At 64.2% G+C, this 21,249-nt stretch carries 12 protein-coding genes; 9 read left to right on the forward strand and 3 right to left on the reverse strand.

Features of this window, described 5'->3' with window-relative positions; all coding sequences use genetic code 11:
- Positions 1 to 257: 257 nt before the first annotated feature.
- The 3 genes from mobF (at position 258) to NU1_RS21160 (ending at position 8,608) form a co-directional block, all read left to right on the forward strand.
- A complete protein-coding gene (mobF, locus tag NU1_RS21145; RefSeq protein WP_084521661.1) occupies positions 258 to 5,903 on the forward strand; it encodes a MobF family relaxase in 5,646 nt (1,881 codons plus the stop codon).
- Between the two features lie 836 nt (positions 5,904 to 6,739).
- Entirely contained in the window at positions 6,740 to 7,435 is a 696-nt protein-coding gene (locus NU1_RS21155) for a class I SAM-dependent methyltransferase (protein ID WP_067523570.1), read from the forward strand.
- A gap of 36 nt (positions 7,436 to 7,471) precedes the next feature.
- Positions 7,472 to 8,608, forward strand: coding sequence for an FAD-binding protein (locus NU1_RS21160; protein ID WP_067523524.1), 1,137 nt, complete (start codon positions 7,472 to 7,474; stop codon positions 8,606 to 8,608).
- Between the two features lie 201 nt (positions 8,609 to 8,809).
- Here NU1_RS21160 and NU1_RS21165 read toward each other — a convergent pair whose 3' ends face one another.
- Positions 8,810 to 10,384, reverse strand: a complete 1,575-nt coding sequence (locus NU1_RS21165) for a hypothetical protein (RefSeq protein WP_067523525.1) — start codon at positions 10,382 to 10,384, stop codon at positions 8,810 to 8,812.
- 352 nt (positions 10,385 to 10,736) lie between these two features.
- Positions 10,737 to 11,666, reverse strand: a complete 930-nt coding sequence (locus tag NU1_RS21170; protein ID WP_157552694.1) for a helix-turn-helix domain-containing protein — start codon at positions 11,664 to 11,666, stop codon at positions 10,737 to 10,739.
- 569 nt (positions 11,667 to 12,235) lie between these two features.
- Here NU1_RS21170 and NU1_RS21175 point away from each other — a divergent pair.
- The 5 genes from NU1_RS21175 (at position 12,236) to NU1_RS21195 (ending at position 18,278) form a co-directional block, all read left to right on the forward strand.
- Positions 12,236 to 13,300: a GAF domain-containing protein gene (locus NU1_RS21175; RefSeq protein ID WP_157552696.1), complete on the forward strand. Its 1,065-nt coding sequence runs from the start codon at positions 12,236 to 12,238 to the stop codon at positions 13,298 to 13,300.
- Between the two features lie 255 nt (positions 13,301 to 13,555).
- Positions 13,556 to 14,041, forward strand: coding sequence for a DUF6933 domain-containing protein (locus NU1_RS21180; RefSeq protein ID WP_067523571.1), 486 nt, complete (start codon positions 13,556 to 13,558; stop codon positions 14,039 to 14,041).
- 301 nt (positions 14,042 to 14,342) lie between these two features.
- The gene (locus NU1_RS21185) at positions 14,343 to 14,870 is read left to right on the forward strand and encodes a YdeI/OmpD-associated family protein (RefSeq protein ID WP_067523528.1); all 528 of its coding nucleotides are present in this window, start codon (positions 14,343 to 14,345) and stop codon (positions 14,868 to 14,870) included.
- A gap of 517 nt (positions 14,871 to 15,387) precedes the next feature.
- Entirely contained in the window at positions 15,388 to 16,860 is a 1,473-nt protein-coding gene (locus NU1_RS21190; protein WP_067523529.1) for an alpha/beta hydrolase, read from the forward strand.
- Positions 16,857 to 18,278, forward strand: a complete 1,422-nt coding sequence (locus NU1_RS21195; RefSeq protein WP_067523530.1) for an ATP-binding protein — start codon at positions 16,857 to 16,859, stop codon at positions 18,276 to 18,278. The genes NU1_RS21190 and NU1_RS21195 overlap by 4 nt, the downstream gene beginning before the upstream one ends.
- Before the next feature lie 20 nt (positions 18,279 to 18,298).
- On the opposite strand, the gene NU1_RS42295 is transcribed toward NU1_RS21195, so the two are convergent.
- Entirely contained in the window at positions 18,299 to 18,832 is a 534-nt protein-coding gene (locus NU1_RS42295) for a hypothetical protein (protein WP_067523531.1), read from the reverse strand.
- Positions 18,833 to 18,898: 66 nt separating this feature from the next.
- Here NU1_RS42295 and NU1_RS40515 point away from each other — a divergent pair, with 66 nt between their 5' ends.
- Positions 18,899 to 21,238 carry a WD40 repeat domain-containing protein gene (locus NU1_RS40515; protein WP_169815113.1) on the forward strand — a complete coding sequence of 780 codons (2,340 nt, stop codon included), beginning with the start codon at positions 18,899 to 18,901 and terminating at the stop codon, positions 21,236 to 21,238.
- The last annotated feature ends 11 nt before the right edge of the window (positions 21,239 to 21,249 follow it).

A 21,249-nucleotide genomic window follows, 5' to 3' on the forward strand; every position in this document is an offset into this window, starting at 1 on the left:
CGTGTCCAGTCCGCCCTCGTCCACCCCTGTGCTTCGATTTCGTCATCTCAGACCTCTTGCATTCAGGGTAACGAATTGGGTGCTATCGCCCGAACGGCGACAAGCCTGTTCTGAGCGGGGAGTCTGCCGCTGAAATTGTCCCGGTGTGCACGAGCTCGATAGGAAATCTTAGAATGGAATGAGAGCAATAGAATAGCGGCCTGAGAGTGGCTCTCCGTTTTTGGCCGACAATGCCTCCACGCGTCTAATGTGGGGAAATGACGGCGACAGTTCACAAACTGTCTGCCGGTGACGGGTTCGAATACTACCTACGGCAGACAGCGGCTCACGACGTCAGCGAGCGTGGGCGTAATTCCTTGGCCGATTATTACTCAGTCAAGGGTGAGTCGCCTGGTGTCTGGATGGGTTCGGGTCTGTCGGAGTTCGACTCGATCGCTGCGGGGGATGCGGTCACCGAGCCACAGATGCGGGCGTTGTTCGGGCTGGGGCGGCACCCGGACGCGGAGGCGATCGAGGACCGCGTGTATGCCGAGCAGCTGGACGCTGGCGCGAAACCGAAGGACGCGCGACGTGCGGCGTTGGCGGAGTCGCAGCTGGGGCAGCCGTTCCGAATCTTCACCGAGGCCAGTGAGTTTCGGCGTCGGTGCGCCGAAGAGTTCACCGACTACAACCTGGACCAGGGGGAGCGTTGGAACGCTCCGATTCCTGATGAGGTTCGAGCGGAGATCCGGACACGGGTCGCGCGCGAACTGTTCTGCGCGGAGTTCGATCGTCCGCCGCTGAACGATCGCGAGCTGTCGGGCTGGGTCGCCCGTAACTCACGCAACGCGACGACCGCCGTCGCGGGTTTCGATGTCTGTTTCTCTCCCGTGAAGTCGATTTCGGTGCTGTGGGCGATCGCGCCACGAGCGATCGCGGAGAAGATCGAGCGGGCGCACCGCATGGCGGTTTCGGATGCGCTGGCGTTCCTGGAAGCGCATGCCGCCTACACCCGGTTGGGGGCGAACGGGGTCGCGCAGGTGGATACGCGCGGGTTGGTCGCGACCGCGTTCGAGCATCGCGACAGCCGCGCCGGTGACCCGGATCTGCACACGCACGTGGTGATCTCGACCAAGGTCCGCACGCGCGAGGGCGGGCTGTGGCGGGCGCTGGATGCTCGGATGCTGTACCGGGTGCTGGTCACCGCTTCGGAGATTTACAACACCCGCTCCGAGCATTACGTGAACGCCTTTGCCGGGCCGGAATTCGCTGATCGCGGTGACGGCGATCCGGACAAGCGGCCGATCCGCGAGATCGTAGGTGTCGCGGAGGCGCTGCGGGAGTTGTGGTCTCGCCGTGACGCCGCGATCGAGGCGCGCCTCGCTGAACTCGCTCGCCACTTCCACACCGAGTGGGGGCGTGAGCCGACCACGGTAGAGATGCTGAAGCTGTCCGAACGTGCCACCCTCGACACACGCCCCGCCAAGCACCAACTCCGCTCCCTGGCGGACCAACGCGCCATCTGGTGGCAGGAGGCGGTGGAGCTACTCGGCGGTGAGGCCGCAGTGGCGGAGATGATTTGGAACGCCTGCCATCCCCGCCCGGTGCAGCGGGTCCGGGTGAGCCCGGAATGGGTTGCGGGTGCGGCGGATCGGGTCATAGATGTGGTGTCACGTAAGCGTTCGGTATGGCAGGTCACACACGTGCGATCAGAAGTCGAACGGCAGATCCGCGGCCAGGTCACCGCCGACGAATGGGAGCAGGCGGCAGCGGCCGTTATGGAGGCGGCGCTCTCGCCGTCACGGTCGATCGCCCGTACCCAACCCGACCGATTCGACGAGCCGCGGCTGTTGCGGCGCGCGGACGGAACCAGCGTGTACACGGTCGCGGAGTCGCAGCAGTACACCTCGGCGGTGGTGCTGGCCGCCGAACATCGGCTGGTCGCCGCCGCGCAGACGACCGGAGGTCGCACGGTTGCCGATGTCGCGGTGGATGTCGCGTTGCTGGAGTTCGCGGCCAACAACGATGGTCGTGAACTCAATGCCGGGCAGGTGGCGTTGGTGCGTGAGTTCGCTACGTCCGGGCGGCGTTTGCAGGTGGCGATCGCTCCGGCCGGTACTGGCAAGACGGTGGCGATGCGGGTGCTGGTGCGGGCGTGGATGGGGGAGGGCGGCACCGTTCTCGGGCTCGCGCCGACCGCCGCGTCGGCCGCGGTGTTGGAAGGCGAGATCGCCGCCGGTGTTCCCGTGGTCACCATCGACAAACTCGCCTACATCCTGACCCATCTCACTCCCGAAACCTCTGGGCGCGTGCATGTTCCTGCGTGGGTGCACGCGATCGGCGCGGGCACTCTGGTGATCATCGACGAGGCCGCGAAAGCCTCGACACGACAGCTGGATCTGGTCGTGGATTTTCTGCTGCGGCGCGGCGCGGTGGTGCGTGCGATCGGTGACGATCGTCAGTTGGCGTCGATCACTGCGGGTGGGGTGCTGCGCGATATCGCGGACATCGCGGGTGCGGTCACTCTCAGCCGGGTAATGCGATTCACCGACCCCGCGGAGGCCGCTGCGACACTGGCTGTACGCGAGGGTGATCCGTCGGTGATCGCGTTCTACGCCGACCGCAATCGCCTCCACATTGGCACCTTGGACACGGTGATCGACGCCGCCTACACGGCGTGGGCCGCCGATCGTGCCGCCGGATTGGACGCGGTGATGCTGGCCCCTACGCGCGAGATCGTGGCGGTTTTGAACCAGCGGGCACGGGCCGATCGGCTCGCCGCCATGACGACGGAGATCGAGCCGGAAGTTGAGCTGTCGGACGGGTTGAAAGCGTCTGCGGGGGACGTGATTTGTACCCGCCGCAACAATCCGTTGTTGCGGATCAGCGGTACCGACTATGTCCGAAATGGATACCGGTGGCAGGTGATCGAGGCGCGCTCGGACGGCAGCATAGTCGCGGCGCACCTCGACTGCGGCCGTCACGTTCTGCTGCCACGTGATTACGTGCTCAAGGAGGTGACGTTGGGGTGGGCTACCACCATCGACTCCGCCCAAGGCATCACCGCCGACGTCGGGCACAGCGTGCTCACCGGATCGGAAACCCGCGCCCAGCTGTACGTGGCGATCTCACGTGGTCGCCGCCGCAACGACATCTACGCGCAGACCGCCGTCGATCTCGCACACAACCTGCTCAGCGAACGTGCCTTGCATCCGCCGACAGTGGTCGACATCCTCACCGAGGTCCTGTCCCGCGACACCACACAAAGGTCAGCGACGACCAGTCACCGCGAAACGTTCGCTCCTGCAACACGGCTCGCACACGCCGCCGACGCCTACACACACGCCCTCGGGGCGGCGGCCGAACACCTCGCCGGCCCTGAGGTGATGTGCCGCATCGACAGCGAAGCATCGCAGCTGTTTCCCGGCCTCACCGACTACGGCGGGTGGCCCGCGTTACGGCAACATCTGGCCATCATCGCCATCTCTGCCGGCGAGGACGGGCATCCCTGTGACCCGCTCGAACGATTGGCCGCGGCGGTCGCCGAACGTGACTTCGACGGGGTCCGCGACCCTGCTGCGGTGCTGGACTGGCGGCTGGACCGCACAGGCACCCACTCCAGCGGATCAGGGCCGCTGCCGTGGCTGACCGGCATCCCCGATGCCTTACGCGACGACCCCGAATTCGGTCCCTACCTGACCGCGCGCGCCCGGTTGGTTTCCGATCTCGCCACGCACGTCGGGCACCAATCTGAGGCATGGACGGCGGCCACCGCACCCGCCTGGTCCCGGCCTCTCCAGACACAATCTTTTACGGGCAATCCCAGCGTGGTAGGGGATCTGGCGGTGTGGCGGGCCGCCCGCCGCATCGACGACGCGGACCACCGACCGACCGGGCCGAGACTGCCAGACTTCGGCATCACCGGCCGCCACCAACGCGTCCTCGACGAACGCGTCACCGCACTGGCAGGCGAGCTCACCGACACTCTCGGCAAATGGCTTCCCGCCGTCGACGACATCGATCCCCGCGTTGCCGAGGACCCCTTCTGGCCCGTACTGGCCAACCGGCTCGACCTCGCTCACCGCTCCGGAATCGACGTTCCCGCACTCCTACACAGTGCCGCCGAACGTGGACCGCTACCCGACGAACAACCCACCGCCGCACTGTGGTGGCGGCTGGCGGGAGATCTCGATCTCGGCGTTCTCGACACCGACTACCGCCACACCGATCCGCTGCGCCCGTCGTGGATCACCGACGTCGAAGACATCCTCGGCCCAGATCTCACCGCGTTGGCACAGGCCGATCCCACATGGCCCCGCCTGGTTGCCGCGGTCGAATCCGCCGACCCGACCCGCTGGACGCCCCGCAGCCTATTGTCCACCGCCAGTGAGCTTCTCCTGGATGCCAGCGATCCCGCCGACCGGCCTCGCCCCGACCACTACGTCACCGCGCTGGCATGGCGAATCACCGCCATCACCCGCCACCACCTCAACCTCCACCGCGCCGCTGCGGAACTGCCGGAAGAGGAACCAACACACCCCGACGAGGACGAGGAATACGCTGCGCGCCAGGGCTGCCCACCCGATATCGAATATCGCGGCGCCCACCCTCTCGACGCCCCCGATCCACGCGCCCCGCACCTTCCGATCGACACCGATGCGGACTATCTCGCCTCGCTGGAAGCACTTGCTCCACCGGGTGATTCACCCGCCGTCGACGCAGAGCGATCGCTCGACAGCGAGTTCTCCGACGAGGACGACACGAGTTGGGAATTGCCGGTGGACCCAGCCACCATCCTTGACCACCGTGAGCTCCCCTCCGACGAACGCGCCACGGTGTTGCGTGCCGAGCACGACGATTACGCCCGCACTTACCGCGATCTGTTTATTGCCTACCACTGCGGCGCAGGTCGCCACCTCCAAGCCATGCAAGCCTATCTCGACCAGCTGCGCGCCCGCCGCGACGAACAACGCCCCTACCTGCTCGCTGCCCGCGAGGCACATGCCGACTGGATCGCCGCCGACCGGGAAGCTGCCGCCTACCGCACCCGCATCGACGAACTCACCACCCGCATCCAGGACAAAGACCGCGACACTGACCTGGTTGATCTCGACGCGCTGCTCGCGGCTATCCCCGACCCCGCCGCACGGACAAGGTTCGCTGAGCAGATTGCCGACCTCCGTGCGCCCCCACCGACCGACAGTGATGTTCTCGATCTGTACATGGCAACGATATGCGCCGACTCCGCGGCCGAGGCCGCCAACCGAGCGAAAACTCTCTCCGACAACGCCTTCCACGACCTACTCGAAGCCGCCGGACTCACCGGAGTCGTCACCGCCGAGACCGTCGAAACCGCGCGCCTCACCGCAGATGATCTCGACCTGGCAGAACTCAACCAAGCCCGCTTCCGCTACCAATGGAAACTTGCCCAGCTCCAGCGATTCGGCGTCGAACCCACCACCCCGTTGGACCTTCCGGCTCGAAGCGAATTCCACACTGTCGGCACCACCAGCCCCGCCATCCACGACACGGCGCCGACACCTGGACACGTCGAGCCGAACCCGGATCAAGAGCTTCGGCACTTCACCGACAGCGAGCTCGACCAGCGAATCCGCGACCTCACCACCCAGCTCGCTCTGGCTACCGCGACGGACGCGGCGCTGTTCCGTTGGACCCGCACCAGCACCCCGGATTTCGATCAACAGCTACACAGACACCGCCTCGCAGCCGATATCGAGCGGCGGCGTCACGTCCTCGCAGCCGGCCACGCAGAACTCCAACGCCGCTGCGATCTTCCTGCCGACCAGCGGGCAGCGGAGGACGACGTACGGGAAATCCGGGAAGACCGCGCAATCCGGCCGGACAATGCCGTAGGGCCTGAAAGCGCTACTGGCGCAGCTGTATCAGAGGGAATAGAACTCTGACGTGCATTCAGGTGGTGACCCGCCCATTTGCTGAGTCCCGGTAAAAAAACTGCTCACGTCGGGGAAGAGAGCTTGCCGGATGGGGGCGCAATTGGCGCGGTGTTATCCGGCCGCAACGCAACTGGTCACGATCCGCGGAGCCAACCCAATCTCCATCGTGGCCGCGCTGGTAGCGGTGCGGGCGTCTCTGGAAACAGCGTGATCGGCACCGACGGTAGGTCGAGTTCTGCGCGCGCGGCTCCGATGAACCGTTCGAACGACTCTCGAGCCGGTCGTCGCGCATGGTTCCACTCGTCAACGGTGAACAACCGCTCTGGTGCATCGTGGAATAGTTCGAGGATCGCGCGGTCCACCAGCGTCGCCGTGGTGACGACATCCCCCGACCCATGCAGCCAAACCGCCGCGAGCGCGCTGTCCCAGGGTACGAAGTTGCTGGTGCGAGCGTTTTGAATCACCGATGGGAGTGCCTCAGCGCTCACGTCGGTGAGCGCAATAGTCCGAATCGCTTCGTACATCGCTTCGAACTGCTCGGCGAACCGTTGGTAGCTCGCGGTCTTCTGATCTCGTCGCCACCGAGCAGCCTCTGATCGGCTGTCCCACAGTCTGCCGACCACGATCCCGAGAATGCCTGCGGCAGCGGCCAATAGCGCTGCGGTCACATCACCCCAACCGTCCTGGACCGATCCTGTGCGACTGCGCAGGAGTCTCGTCCAAGTCTATCTTCCAAGCCCCAGTTCAGGTTTCGAGACAGCAAGGCCGTCAGTCCATAGCCCGCCGAGTTGGATGGAGTGAGCGGTACCCTCGGGGTCTGGTCGAAACGAGGGGGCGTGGTGCACATGGTAGAACGCCAGCCAGATCCATCTCTGGATCCGGGACGGGCACCGACCACCGCGCGACAGCGGGCGTCGCAGGCGCCTGTCTTCGATCAACTCGTGCAGCGCTACGAGACGGCCTACCGGGACAGGCCCGAACAGGTTCGCGCTGGCATGTGGCTCGCTGAGCGCCTCGACTCTGGCGCGCGAGTCTTGGACGTCGGTTGCGGAACCGGCGTTCCTACCGCCCGTCAGCTCGTTGACGCCGGAATTCAGGTGGTGGGCATCGACATCTCACCTGCGATGGTCTCTGCCGCCTCCGCTGCGGTTCCCGAGGCCATCATCCACAACTGTGACGTCCTGGACCTCACCGAGAGCGGCTTCGACGGTGCCGTCGCGTTCTTCTCACTGCTCATGCTGCCCAGAACCGACATACTCCGAGCGCTTTCCGTCCTGCACAAGGCCATCCAGCCAGGCGGATACCTGTTGATCAGCATGGTCGAGGCGGACCTCGACGACACACCGGTGAAATTCCTGGATACCGACGTTCGGGTCAGTGGCTACCAACGCGACGCACTCTGTCGAGTAGTGGAACAAGCTGGCTTCGCCATTCTCGATATGAGGGTTGTCGACAACACGCCTGCCATTGCCCAGGCCGAACCCGAGACTCAGCTGTACGTCTATTCCCGATGTTCCCCTTACGACGGGGACAGTCAGTAGCGGCCTTTTCGCATAGGGTCCCGCTAAAGTCTGGCTATGGCGGACGCGGACCTTCGTGGTGCGATGCGTGATTTCGGCGGAATGACCTGCCGCACCCCCCAGTTGGTGGTCCGCCCGAATTCCGCCGCGGAGATCGCCGCCGTCATCCGGGACGCTGCAACCGGAGAGGCCGCGGACGTGGTTGTGCGGGGCTGCGGCCATTCCTCACGGGGCGAGTCCTTGACCGACGGCATCGCCCTCGACATGCGCGGCATGATCACCGTGCATCGGGTGAGCGAGGACAGTGTCACCGTGGACGCGGGGGCAACCTGGCGTGAGGTGTTGGACGCGACGCTGCCGTACGCACGCGTACCGCCGGTCTTGACCGACTACCTCGACCTGACCGTGGGTGGGACGCTCTCGGCCGCTGGCATCGGCGGCGCCTCCCACATTCACGGCACTCAGGCAGCAAACGTCATCGAGCTCGAGGCGGTCACGCCCGAGGCGGAGATCGTCACCTGCTCGCCCACCCACCGTCGCCCCCTCTTCGATTCGCTGCGGGCCGGGATGGGCCGTCACGGCGTCATCACGACGGCTACCCTTCGCCTGATCACAGCGCCGGAGCGGGTGCTCTCGTTCAGCCTGCATTGCGCCTCGGTAGCCGAGCTCATCGCCGAGCAGGGCCTCATCAGCGCAGACCACGTCTCCGGCCAGGTCAAGTCGTCCGGCTTCGAGCTCAAGGCCGTGATGTACGACGCGAGTAGCCCGCCCAGTGGGCTCTCACCCTCCGATGTCGAAGAGCTTTCGTTCGTCGAGTTTGCCGACCGTATGCGGCCGGACGTGGAGAAACTTGTCGAGCTCGGAGAGTGGGAGCAACCCCATCCATGGGGCCAGATCATCCTTCCCGCCGCCCAGGCCGCCACGTTCATCGAACACACGCTGGCCCACACCACACCCGCCGACATCGGCCTCAGCGGCGTCATACTCATCAAACGCTTCCGACCTGGCCATGTACCGATGCTGCGCGCGCCATCGGACGCGGCGCTTTTCGCCGTCCTGCGTACCGCATCCCCCGGTTGTCACACGGTTGCCCATATGTCTGCGGCCAACGAGCAGCTATACGACCGAGCTCAGGCTATAGGCGGCGTTCCGTATCCGCCGAAGCCCGTTTCGGATGTCGCTCAAGCCACCTGACACATAGCACCGCGTTCGCCGCGTGCGGAGTGGGCGACCGTTTGGCCAGCACGGCTGTCGGGGGGTCCGCGGAGAGGGGGTGCTGGGCACCCCGGTTCGTTGATGTCATCCACGGGGCCGATCGTAGGAAGCCTCATGCTCTACCCGATGCCGTATCGTCCAATCAATCCGTATCGGGCCCTGGGGATGTCGGCTTCGGCGTCAGCCCCGATCGGCGGGCAGCGACGCGATCAAGTGGGCGAGGGCCTCGCGGTCGGCCTGGTATTGCTCGGCCAGGCGGCGCTGCTGGGCGGCGTTGGCCGCGCGGGCCTGTGCGAGTGCCGAACGGAACTCGGCCAGCTGCTGGTCACGGCGGGCCGCCTCATACTGGGCGGTATTGCGGTCGCTGCGGTACTTCCCCACGGGGATGAGCGCGCCGAGTGCGAACAGGACCGCCACGAACCACTGGCCGAAGACGACCATGACGAGGGCGAGGGCCGTGAGGCCCGTGAACACGATGGTGCCGACGGTCTTGGAAGGGGAGTCGGCATAGCCCACCGCGATGGCGCGTTCGACGGCGGCGAGCTGTTCCGTGTCGTGGCCTTCGCTCGTGACCTCGACGGTCGCGGTGCGGTACGTGATGGCGGTGACGACTGGTGCGGGTGCGACGAGCACCCCGGCGAGACGCGAGCGCAGCAGCGGAGCACTTAGTTGGAAAGCGAGGCGGCGCAGCGGGATCGGGGTATCGGGGTCGAACAGGTCACTGCGGACCAGTGTCACGAGCGTCCCGGCGGCCTGGCCCCAGCTCGGCGCGGAGAGCCGCGCCTGCTCGGCAGGCAAGTGCAGGTCCTCCATAGCCCGCACCAGCGGCCGTTCAGCGGGGCTGGGCTCTTCGATGAGCTCCTGGAGGTAGGTGCGCCAGCTCGTGTCGTCCAACGCCGCGAGGGCTTCGGTGTGATCGGGTTCAACCGCGAAGTGGGCGCGTAGCGCTGTGAAGGTCTCGGCCTTCGTCGGTGCGGTTTTACCGTCGGAACCGAACACCTCGATCGCCCGGTCCCAGGCCTGGAGTTCCTCCTCGCCGACGGCGGCGGGGTCGAAGAGAGCGGCGAGACGGCCGGACAGCTGCTCGGCGGCGGCCGGGCCGAAGCGGCCGAGGGCCGCGTGCTTCCACAGGGTCCGCCAGCCGTGGGCCACGTGGCCTGCTGCGGTCTGGCCGAGGCCGACCGGTTCGGATAGCAGCCGCGGCACGGCAGCATCGATGAACGCGGGCTGGTCGAAGCACACGCCCACGGCGAGGTTGAATAGCTCGGCGCGGACCGCGTCGCGCTGGCGGGCGGACTCGAGCCCGAACCGCACGTCCTCGAAAGGGTTCGCGCCGCGGCGGCGAGCCGGGACGGCGGCGGGGTGGCGCTCGCGCAGGATCAGCGGTAGGACCGCCAGTGCGGCCGGCGGCATCCAGTAGCCGGGGACGTCGTCGACCTCGGCCACGACGGCCGGACCGTTCTGGGCGAGAGTCCTGAATGCTTTGCGGATCTCCTTGCGCGCCTGGTATTCGTCGAATTCGAGCAGTTGGAAGCGTAGTTCGGTCCATTCGAGGACGGTGCTGATCTGGTCGGTGACCGAGTCGATCCGGGAGCCGACCTGTTCGAGGTGCTGCGCGACCTTGGCTTGTTCGGAGGCGAGGCGGCTGGCTTCGCGGTGGCGCGCGGCCCGCTCGGCGGCGAGCTGGCCGTCGATGTCGTTGATGGCGTTGGCCTGGCCGATCTGGCCGGTCCACCAGGGGCTTACACGGGACATTACGACTACTCCGGGACGGTGTGGGTTCGCGGGCGGGACCATTGTGCCCGACATGCGCAAACAGCGAGGTCTCTGAGAGCGGGCCTCGCCGTGCGTTGGGCAGACCGGCGACGAAATCCCGTTTGCGTCAGCATGTTTCACAGCGATCAGGAGCCCGGCGATAGCGGGTGGAGCCGGGAGCGGTCGTCGTCGAGCACCGCGACTCGATTGTGTTGCCCCAGTTCAGGAATCGGGTGCGTTGCTTGCGCGCTCGGTGTTGCGATGCTGGTGTACGGGGGTCTTAAAGTTGAGGATACGCCTGGCCTTACCGGTCCCCGCGATGCCACCGGACGGCCACCGCCTTCGCCGGACTTCAGTCCGGGGGAGGCTCGTTCAGCGGCTTGCCGATATAGAAGTGCGCCGGTTCGCCGTTCGTGTAGGCGACCCAGACCGTGCATTCCACCCGGCGAATCTCGCCGCTGTCCAGATCCCGTAGCAATTGGTACGAATGCGGTCGCTGTATATCCGCGTTTCCCCGGTCGAAGATTGCCCGAAACTCGGGTGACTCGTCCAAGCACTTCCGCAGTATCGCCCGAGCCTCGCCGTTGTGGGGATCGGATGCGGCTTGACGCATCGAGTTCCCGAGCAGCTCTGCTTCCAACTCCCATTCCACCAGAACCTCATGTGCGATCGGGTTCAGGACGACCCACTCCAGGAGATTCGTGCCGACCGTGACGCCAGGGAAGGCCCGCCGATACTCTTCGTTATTGGCGACGATGTACAGCTGCGGGGTTCCGTAAGCGGCCAACATCGGCGAGTAGATATCGGGGCTGGGCGCCTCGAAAAGGCCGGTACCAACCGAACCGTTCTCATCTAATAGCGACGGATGGGACAACGCCTCGATTGCCACCGGCTCGCGGCTTGTACTGTCCTGCTCCATCTCACGCGAGCGAGCCAGGCCGCCTCCCACGCGTCGATTGACAAACCCGAGATCCGTCGCCGAGCACCCGAACAGGCACTCGAACTCGGTGACCAGTGTGTGTGGCCATGAGCAGTAGCCTCGTTCGAGGCGCGACACCGTGTTGGCGGTGATGCCTGTTGTCTTGCCATGTTCTGTGGCGAGATCGGCGATTGCTCTCGCTACTTGTTCCTGTGTCCAGCCGTGGGCGATGCGGAGTTCGACAAGTCTGGTGTTCGGGCGCACTTTCAGTGCGCCCGAATCGGCGGCAATCCGGCTGTTGCCGCCTGGTGACGGCGCGGAATATTCCTGCTCGTCGGGTGTGTAACCCGACGAACCTTCCACACTGGGTCCTGATTGTCCGGTTTTCATCGCGACCCCCAATCGGATTCCGCGATTCGCCACCACCGACCTCCAGTCGTCATGGTGTACACCACGCTACCTCAGCAATCGTGTCGAACACCACCTGATTGTGCGCATCGGTGCAGGTCAGGGTTGCAGAAGTCAGATCGAATTGAGTTCGACGGGCGTCGAGTTACCGGCCTATGGGGGCAATCCGCCTAGCTTGAAGCCTAGTTTTCAGCCTTGTATTCGGCCGTTCCGCGATGGGCGGGTGACTGGTCGAATGAGTTACGGCATACGGCGCTTCCGCCAGTAGGTGCCAGCCCGTTCCAGTCAGGAGCCGCACGGTATAGATCCGTGGACACGATCGCAGGAGGTGCACTATGAACCAACAAGATCCCCGCGCCGCGAAGTCCGCCGGTCAGACAAACCGCCATAGCCCGGCGCATCATCGGAACCTGGGATCCGCGCGCCTCGACCGGAAGGCGGAGACCACCGCTTCCGGCGATCCTTGCGAGAGTTCGAATCAGATCCGTCCCCCCGGGAAGAACCCCGCTCGTCGGTGGTGGGTGGTGGCGGAAACACTGTCGGGCATCGACCATGCCTCGGTCGTTCTGGACGGGCCGGAAGCACGCGAATTCTCCAAGCTCACCCGCTCGAGTGTTGCGGCCAACGGCTTGGTAGCCCGCGAACTCGATGGCTTGGTCCACGAATGCGCCACCGTGCATGACACCTGCAGTAAATACATCACCCTGCCCGACGGACAGAAGAAGCGGATAGCCGCGATCCCCAAACTCGGCCCTACCGGACACGTCCACGCCGCCGCTATCTGGGTCGACAGCGTGGTGAACGGAGATCTACCCGAGAGCCCGGTCGTCGGCACGATGGAATGGAGCGTCACCGGTGTCGTTATCGCCGACCCCGCCGCCCACTATCTCCTGCGACTCCCGTATGGCGAGCTTCCCCACGGGAATACGATTCCAGAGCTACTGGCCAGGTTCGATCAGTGGGACGATCGCGCGAAGTTCCTGTCGATGTTCAACCTCGTCGATCCGACCGACCAGTGGATCGGCACCGCCACCACAACATACGAGGACGGCACCGACCACCAGCTGCATTTCGCGGCGAGAGCCAGTGGGCTCGGTGCCGACCGCACAATCCGCGCGATCGTCTTCGGCGCTACCGATCAGTCCGTGACCTGCACCGACCCGCGCACACTCGGCTTCCGGCAGATGCCCATCCCTTCCGGCCACGCCTTGGCCTTGGTGGATCTGCCCAGCGGCTTCGTGCACGAATGGCTTGCCAAAGAACGCACATCGCTTGCGGGCTGGCGTCACCATCAACCCGAATTCGACTACAACAGCAGGCTTCTCGCCGCAGAAACCTGCTTCGCACTCGCAGTCGGGGCACGGAGGGAATCGAAGACGCAAGCACGCCTACGTTTCTCGCCGAGTGATGAATGGATGGTGTTGGATGCCACGTGGACTCGTATCAGGGGTCCTGGCCGTCCACAAGCGCTCATCGACATCACTCCGGTCTCCCCGAATCCGGTGCCCCTGATCAGCGGATGCCGCATCTGCCAGGATCTAGTGCACGCGGCATGGGGCAGCGAGTTCGATAGTCCGGTCACCGAGTAGGCCGGCAGCAGCGCACCGCCCGGCCACCGGTGCACGCAACTCAACGCTGGCTGCGAAACCGATGATTTCGACCGCTTGTTTCTGTCCACAGAATGCGAGCAATGCTCCGGGCCCGGCCATTCAAGCTGCGGCCAGCATATCGAGTTCGACGAGCAGGCGGTGCTCACCGCCGTGGTGTTCGTGGGGACCAGCGGGTGCGCGAGGTGGTTCCTGCCGCCTTCATCAGGCGTCGAACCGCGTGTCTATCATCGCGAGATGATCCTGCGGTGCACGAAGAAGCTCCTGACGGTCGTCGGCACCCAGCGACTGGCCACCCCCGCACCCAAGCCTGATCCCGAAGACTGGTACGCGAATCTGCTGTGGATTGACCGCCGCAAGTGCCTGCTGCTGACTCATACGGCGACCTTGTTCACCGCCTTCGAACCGAATGTGACCGCATCCGTGCTGCGCGCCACAGGCGCCCTCACGAGCCGCCTCATCGAACGAGAGCTCCGCGACGAGCAGTTGCCGCCGCACACCTTCGTCGATACCGGAGCCGAAGAGCTCGTGCTCGCCCCGACCGCCGATCGGCAGGTTCTCGGCTGCATGAATGATCTGGCTTTCACCTGTGAGCATCTCATCGACCGCTCCGGAGGGCTCGACCGTACCGATCTCCGGGACCTGAATCGCCACCTGCACCGCACTATCTACAGCGCGCGCGGCTACCGGCCAGCCATCGAGCTCGTGACAATACTGCGCTGAGCGAAGCCAGAATGGCCTCTGGTAGAGGGGCGAAGCCTCGCAACGGACCGGTCACATCCTTGAAGGACGTTCGTTGTACGGACCGAGCCGCAGGCGCCGCCCGCCCCGCAAGAACAATCGCGACCCGGCCGGCTGTGACGGGAACTGGACCCGCCACCCATAGCTGAACCGACTCCGCCTTTGGGTGTTGATGGCCGGACCCGACGCTGCCGTCATGACCACGACGGCGCGTTCCGCGAGCGCCGAAAGCAATCAGGAATCGAGAAGTGCCGCGCGAGGGGCGGACGCTAGGATCAGGCCCATGACCATCAGCTTCGATGCGCCGGTCGAACGAATCGGCGAACGGATCATCGTGCGCCTGCCCGACGATGCGAGCTCTCGGCTGCCTTCTCGTGGTCAGGTCGCGGTCGATGCGAGTGCCGGCCAGTCCGCATTTCGTACGGTTCTCGAGCCCGACGGCAGGCGAGGCCACTGGCTTCGCATCGACGAGGAGCTTCAGCGGGTGCTGGAGGTCGGTGAAGGCGACGTCATGGCGGTCGAGATCGAGCCGGCCGAGGACTGGCCGGAGCCCGACGTGCCGAGCGACTTCCGGGCCGCGCTGGACAACGCGTCCGACGGCTTCGAGGTGTGGACCGACATCACCCCGATGGCGCGGTGGGAGTGGGTGCGCTGGATCGGCGCCACGAAGAACCCACAGACGCGCGAACGTCGCATCGAGGTCGGCATCTCGAAGCTTCGTGCGGGAAAGCGGCGGCCGTGTTGTTTCGATCTGGCGTCCTGCACCGATCCCGAGGTGTCCAAGAGCGGCAAGCTCATCGACGCGTCGTAGGCGCGGTCGGTGGACTGCGCATGTGGTGGCCGCGTTGGGTTTCGGGGCCGCGGATCGGTCGCTGGTGGAGTCGTTGCGGTCGAAGTTGAAGCGGTTGACCGCGCAGGGCGGCTGACCGAACCGTGATCGAGGGCGCATGTCGCGACATACCGGTTGCTGACAGACTCGAAATCACCGGTGCCTGTTGGGGCTTGGCTGGCGCCGAGGCCATTCGAATACTTCGCGCGATCATAGCCAACGGCGATCTTAATGAACACTGGGCGGTTTCATGTCGCCCGAGAACGTCTCCGTGTCCACCCCGACGATAACAACTCGCTGCTTGATCAACAGTCCCTAGAGACGAGCTACACCCATTGCGGGTTACCGGTGGTCCTCACGGCCATTCCTGGCCATCATCGGGTTGGCCCCCTCTGGGGGAGCCCAGTGAAGTTCCTCTTCCTGTCGTAGTGCGCCAGGGTCGCGTGCGGGTTACGTGGGAAGGGCTGACGAACACTGCAGGAACGGTAATGATGTTGGTATGCAGCAGGATCCGCATCTCGACTTCTTCCCCGATGCCGAGCCGCCGACGGTCGTCGGCGATTCGGAGCCGGTCCTTCCTTTCCCGCTCGCGGGCATCGTTCACCGGCCCCTGATCGCCGACGCGATCGTCGTAGTCCCCGGGATCATGGGGACCGAGCTCGTGGATACCTCAGGCAGTAAGCCGAAGCTGCTGTGGGGATTGAGGCCGGGGCTGCTTGCCAACCTGTGGTCGGGGTCAGCCCGGGTATTCGAACGGCTGAAATACGACCCCGACGTGACAACCATCGAACCCGGTCGTCTGCTGCGCACGCCCGGCTACGCGCCGCTGCTCAACGGTATCGAGCCCTATACCGATCTGGTCAGCGACCTGAAGAAGATCGTCCGGCATCCGGATGCCGTCCGGGAATTCGGATACGACTGGCGACTTCCCGTGCGACACAATGCCGAACTTCTCGCGGCAGCGGTCGATCAACATCTCGCCTGGTGGCGGAGCTTCTCGAAGCGGCCCGATGCGAAGGTGCATTTAGTGGCGCATTCGATGGGCGGACTCCTCTGCCGCGCAGCGGCTTCGATATCGGGAGCCATGGACAACGTCGGCGTCACCACCACATTGGGAACACCATTCGAGGGCTCAGCAAAAGCTGCGATGATGCTCGGGTCGGGTGAGGGCTATCCGCTCCCTGCCAAACGGATGCGCGAGCTGGCCAGGACACTACCCGGAATCTACGACTTGCTGCCGAGCTATGCCTGCCTGGAATCGGACAACGACATTCGGAAGCTGACGGTAGATGACATCGTGCGACTCGGCGGGGACCGTGTCCTCACTGAGCAGGCGTTCGCTGATCGAGCCGTGCTCGCACGGACGCGGATTCCCAACCATCGTGGCGTGATCGGAGTTGCCCAGCCGACGATCTGCACGATCGCCATCAATGGCCGTGAGCAGATCGAGGGCTATGCCTACACAGTAAGGCTCGACGAACACGGTGACCCACTGCGCAGACCTGAAGGGATTCTTCGGAGGGAACTCGGTCTCGGCGACGGGACGGTGCCGCGGATGTCCGCAGATGTCGACAACTATCAGACACTGCCGCAGCAGCACGGGGCGCTCGCCCAAACGGTCGAAGCCTTCGAAGACGTCCGAGATCGGCTCTTCAACCATCCACGAAGTACTCGGCTGGCCGGTGTCGAGTTGGGTCTGGATCTTCCCGACGACGTCCGCGCCGGCACCGAGTTCGAGGTCGGCATCGATGGAGCGGACGGCGTGACCGGATACCGAGTACGGATCGATGAGGAAGTGGACGATCCTCGGATGGGGCGCGATACGCGAACCGTCGCGCCGGAAATCCGCGACGGCCGAGTCGTGGCACCGGTCATCATTCACCGGCCGGGTCTGTACCGCGTCTCATTGGCCGGTTCCGGGACATCACCAGTGAAGCAGCTGATTCTCGTTGCGGGAGAAGTTGATCGATGAGCGACAGCGTCGAACTCTTTCCGATAGCGATCGGCGAATTCGACTCCGCTCGCTACCCCCATATCGACGGTATCGACGCGAATCTCGCGGCAATCATCGACACGTTCGACGGTTTTGAATCCCACGTCGTCGAGTGGCGGCGTACGGCATCAGAGTGCTGCGGGAAGTCCACGAAACGCTCATATTCCGACTGCCTCGGGTGCCCTGACCGGCTCGGCGATCATTACAGGGATCGCGATGACGTAAGTGCGCGGCTGCAGCAGTGGGCTGACGGTGATTCGGCGACACGGTCGATCTTGTATTGGGTGGGACATGGCTGGTCCGACGACCATCAAGTTGCGCTAATCCACAGTCGCACGCACCCGGCCTATGTCGCACACGAAGGGATCAGACCCGAGCACATCGCCAGCGCGATCAGAAGCCGATTCGCGACGTCGCCGCATCCGTGGGTGATCGTCATGATCGAAGCGTGCCAGTCCGTACGGTTCGTCAGCCGGTTGCAGAATGCCCTGAACGACACGATGTATCCGGGTTCCTACCTGCTCATCAGCCCGACATCCGATCAAGGAGCCGTCACGCTGGGCAGGCTTCAGGTCATGCTGCACGACGTCCTGCATACGACGTTCGCCGCTGAGGATGTGCTGCTCGACCGGTTCGCCAAAGCTCTCCATGCCCGGGATGTTGCGATCAAACAGAGCGGTCCCATCTCCGACGATGTGATTGCCTTCATTCGACGAATTCGACTGCCCGCGAACATATCCGTCGATGCCCGGCAAGAACTCGCGAGCGCGATCAGCCAGCTGCCGCCAGATGTGCAGAGGCACTTCGTGACCAAAGCCCACGGGGGCCTGGGCTCGTTCGAGAAGGTGGTGCTCAACGAGCAATCCTGGTACTTCGAGGGACGAGAGGACGACACTCGGCACGTCGTGACCTGGCTGCGCCAGCATGAGAGCGGCATGCTGGTCATTACCGGCGCGCCGGGCTCCGGCAAGTCGGCATTCCTCGGCAACCTGATCGTCCACGCGAATCCAGCTCTGCGGGAGGCACTGCGTCGTGCCGGTCTGCTCACCAGCTCTGTAAACGGACTGGAGGACAATGCATTCGATCTCTGCATGACTCTCACGGGTGCTCCGTCCGAGGAGGTGATCGGCCAACTCGCCGCTGCGGTCGGCGTTACGGTTCCGGACGACCTTGCGGGCAAAGGGGCTGCCCTTGGCGGTCAGTGGCTCGCGAACGCGGTACGGAATTCCACTACTGCTCAGATCACGATTGTGGCCGATGCGCTCGACGAGGCCGTCTTCCCGGAGGAGCTGGCAAATTACGTACTGCGCCCGTTGGCGCAGGTCCGCACGGTGCGGCTGCTGGTGGGCACGCGAAGAGTACATTTGACCGTTCGAATGAACCGACCGAGGACATAAACCTGCTCCGGGCACTCGGCTCATCCAACACCGGTACCGTGACTATCGAAAGCGATCCGCACGCAGTTCAGCGGTTCGTTGCCCATCGACTGCAACACCGGTCTGATCTGGATGTCGAGCGACTCGCTTTCACAGCGGCTCAGCGAAGTCCGCACTTCCTGACCGCCCAACTTGCCGTCCACGAAGTTCTCACCGATTCCCGATGGGGCAAGTCCGACATGTGGTCTGACCTGCTCTCGCGAAATCACCAGCGGATATTCAAACTCGCCATTGACCGGCTGTCGCGGAAGCATCCAGCTAATCGCCCGCTGCTGATAGCGCTGGCGTACTCGGCTGGACATGGACTCCCAATCCACGACGGCGTCTGGCGTGTCGCGGCTCAAGCCATCGCCAATCTTGAAGGCCCAGCGCCGCAGCCGATTACAGATGACGATATCGGACGATTTATCGATGCCGCCGCCCCATACGTGATCGTCGACAATGAGTACGGGCAGACGGTGTATCGATTGGCTCACCGGACCTTCGCGGAGTACTTCACTCGCGACAACCAGCACCGCCCCTCACGCCCGCCTCAGGTGTCAGCTACGTCGTCAGGATCGTCGGCGAATCCTCGGTGGTTCGTGGCCGCCGATGACAGCGCTCGGGATCTCGCTGTCACGGAAGCGTTGATCAGGACTGCCGACTGTGCCTTGAAGTCGGCCAATGGCGACAATCCGCACGCTGTCGTCAATCCCTATGTCCGGCAATATCTGTCGATGCATGCTGCGAACGCTGGGGGTGTGGGATGGAACCTGCTCGGCGATAACGAGAGGATTGTCGAGGTTCTCAACCCTGAACAGATCGGTGCCGACGCCGTCCGGACGGCCTTCGGAAAAATCGCTCTTCCGCCTCTACTCGAGGCCATTGTCAATGCTCGTGACTGGTTGGGCAAGGTGGACGCGGCGGACTACCCTTTTGCTCTCGGGGTTGCGATGGCCCGAAATACGGGCCATTACGTCTCAGCGAACGTTTCCTTCAGTCCGACCCTCGTGCACCTTTGCTGGGCCGCTTTGCAACCAAGATTGTCCTTCCGGGATCTACCCGGGCATACCGACTCAGTCCTCGCTTTTGCAGTAGTACGCGCCAAGGATTGCCGCACTCTACTCGTGAGTGCCAGCCGAGACCACACCATACGAGTATGGGATCCCGCTGCGGGACAACCAATGACGACACTGCTGGGACATTCCGCCGCCGTGACCGCAGTGACCGCCGTCCCTGACCCTCATCGCACGCTGCTGGCCAGCGCCAGTGACGACGGCACGATCCGTTTGTGGGATCTCGGTAGCGGCCAACCCATAATGATCATCCGCCATCATGGTGGCGAGGTCTCCGCCTTGGTCGCCGTTCCCTTCGATGATGGTTGCCTGCTAGCAGCTGCCGACGACAAACTAATCCGCGTATGGAATCCCGTCACCGGCCAGCCAATTGGGGTTCTGATTGGCCATTCCGGTGCGGTAACCGCATTGGCCGTTCTTCCCGATCCGTACCGTAGCATGCTCGTGAGCGCAGGTAGGGACCGGACAATCCGGCTGTGGGACATCGTTACTGGCACACTGACCGCTACATTCCCTTCCACGCCCGGACACACCGGCGCAATTTCCGCATTGGCTGTCGTCACTCGATCCAACGGCGAGCGTCACCTGATCAGCGCTAGTAAAAGCAATATTTGTGTGTGGGGTACGGGCAGTGATCTGACTCCACTGGCCACGCCAGCAGCTAGTGCCGTCTCGGCATTGGCTTCCTATCCGGGCGCAGATGGCCGAATTGTCATTGCTGGCGCCAACTTCGGGACAATTTCGCTGTGGGATCCGCTCAGCGGCCAGCGGGGACCTATCGCGGAACTGGTCACCTCTCTCGCCGCGAACACGCGGGGAATCACTGCGTTGGCCGCGTTACCGCTGGACGCCGGTGTCACGCTTCTTGCCAGCGCGAGCTACCAAACCATTCGACTGTGGAATCCCAGTGCAGGACGAAACGATTCGCTCACACGCTCGAAGTTCAGGCCCAGGGTTTCTGAATTGTCTTTTGCCACCGGCCCGGATGGGCGCACTGTGCTGGCCACCGGGGGATATGAAACTGTCGTTCGGTTATGGAGTTTCGATACGGGAGACCATATTGAAACATTGCTCGGCGCCCCAGGTGACACTACTGACCTCGTTTCAATTTCCACGTCCGACGGTAGCAACTTGCTAGTAAGCGCCAGCTCCGGTGGGGTCATTCGGTTGTGGAATACAACTAGCGGGCAAGGGGAGTCGATCGTCACCATCGAGGCGACCACCCGAACGGCAACATACCTCGCTGAAGTTTCTGCCGCCGATGGCGGCCGGATGCTCGCGGTCGGAAATAGCGGAGCAGTTCGATTGTGCCACCTAGATGGACAACCTGCAGGGGCACTGGAAGGTCCCAGCGGGTCGGTCACCGCATTAGCGTCGATGGGATCGTTGCTGGCCAGCGCTGACGATGCTGGACAACTCCGACTTTGGGATGTGGCGAATCCTATTGATGCCCAGGAACTTTCGGTATGGTCGGGCAAGCCGGGCGTCATCACCGCACTCGTTTTTCTGCCGTTCACAGATCGGGGTCCGCTCCTTGTAAGCGCTGCAAGAGACGGTATGATTCGGGTGTTCGATCCCACGAACGGCGCTTCCGGACACCCTGCCGCCAGATTTTCCAGCCATTCCGGGGCAGTCACTGCCCTCGCTGTCCATTCCATCGGAGGGTACAGCCGGACGCTGATCTCGGCGGGTAGAGACGGGACGATCCGGCTGTGGGATACCGTCACGTGGGCTCTGGTGCGCGTAGTGCCGGTCGATGCACCCGTCGTCGCGATTGCCGTCCACGCATCCGGGCATCTCGCCGTTGCGCTCGAAGACGGTATTGTCATGCTCCGGATCGAATTTCAGGCGCTGACCGTCGAATAACTGCGGCCCCG

The sequence above is a fragment of the Nocardia uniformis NBRC 13702 genome (assembly GCF_001613345.1).
GTDB classification, from domain to species: Bacteria; Actinomycetota; Actinomycetes; order Mycobacteriales; family Mycobacteriaceae; genus Nocardia; species Nocardia uniformis.

Bases quoted from the DNA above. Each gene is read 5' to 3' on its own strand.
- NU1_RS21155 (WP_067523570.1), top strand. From the start codon at position 6,740: ATGGTAGAACGCCAGCCAGATCCATCTCTGGATCCGGGACGGGCACCG.
- NU1_RS21165 (WP_067523525.1), bottom strand. From the start codon at position 10,384: ATGTCCCGTGTAAGCCCCTGGTGGACCGGCCAGATCGGCCAGGCCAAC.
- mobF (WP_084521661.1), top strand. From the start codon at position 258: ATGACGGCGACAGTTCACAAACTGTCTGCCGGTGACGGGTTCGAATAC.
- NU1_RS21195 (WP_067523530.1), top strand. From the start codon at position 16,857: ATGAGCGACAGCGTCGAACTCTTTCCGATAGCGATCGGCGAATTCGAC.
- NU1_RS21185 (WP_067523528.1), top strand. From the start codon at position 14,343: ATGACCATCAGCTTCGATGCGCCGGTCGAACGAATCGGCGAACGGATC.
- NU1_RS21180 (WP_067523571.1), top strand. From the start codon at position 13,556: ATGATCCTGCGGTGCACGAAGAAGCTCCTGACGGTCGTCGGCACCCAG.
- NU1_RS21190 (WP_067523529.1), top strand. From the start codon at position 15,388: ATGCAGCAGGATCCGCATCTCGACTTCTTCCCCGATGCCGAGCCGCCG.
- NU1_RS21160 (WP_067523524.1), top strand. From the start codon at position 7,472: ATGGCGGACGCGGACCTTCGTGGTGCGATGCGTGATTTCGGCGGAATG.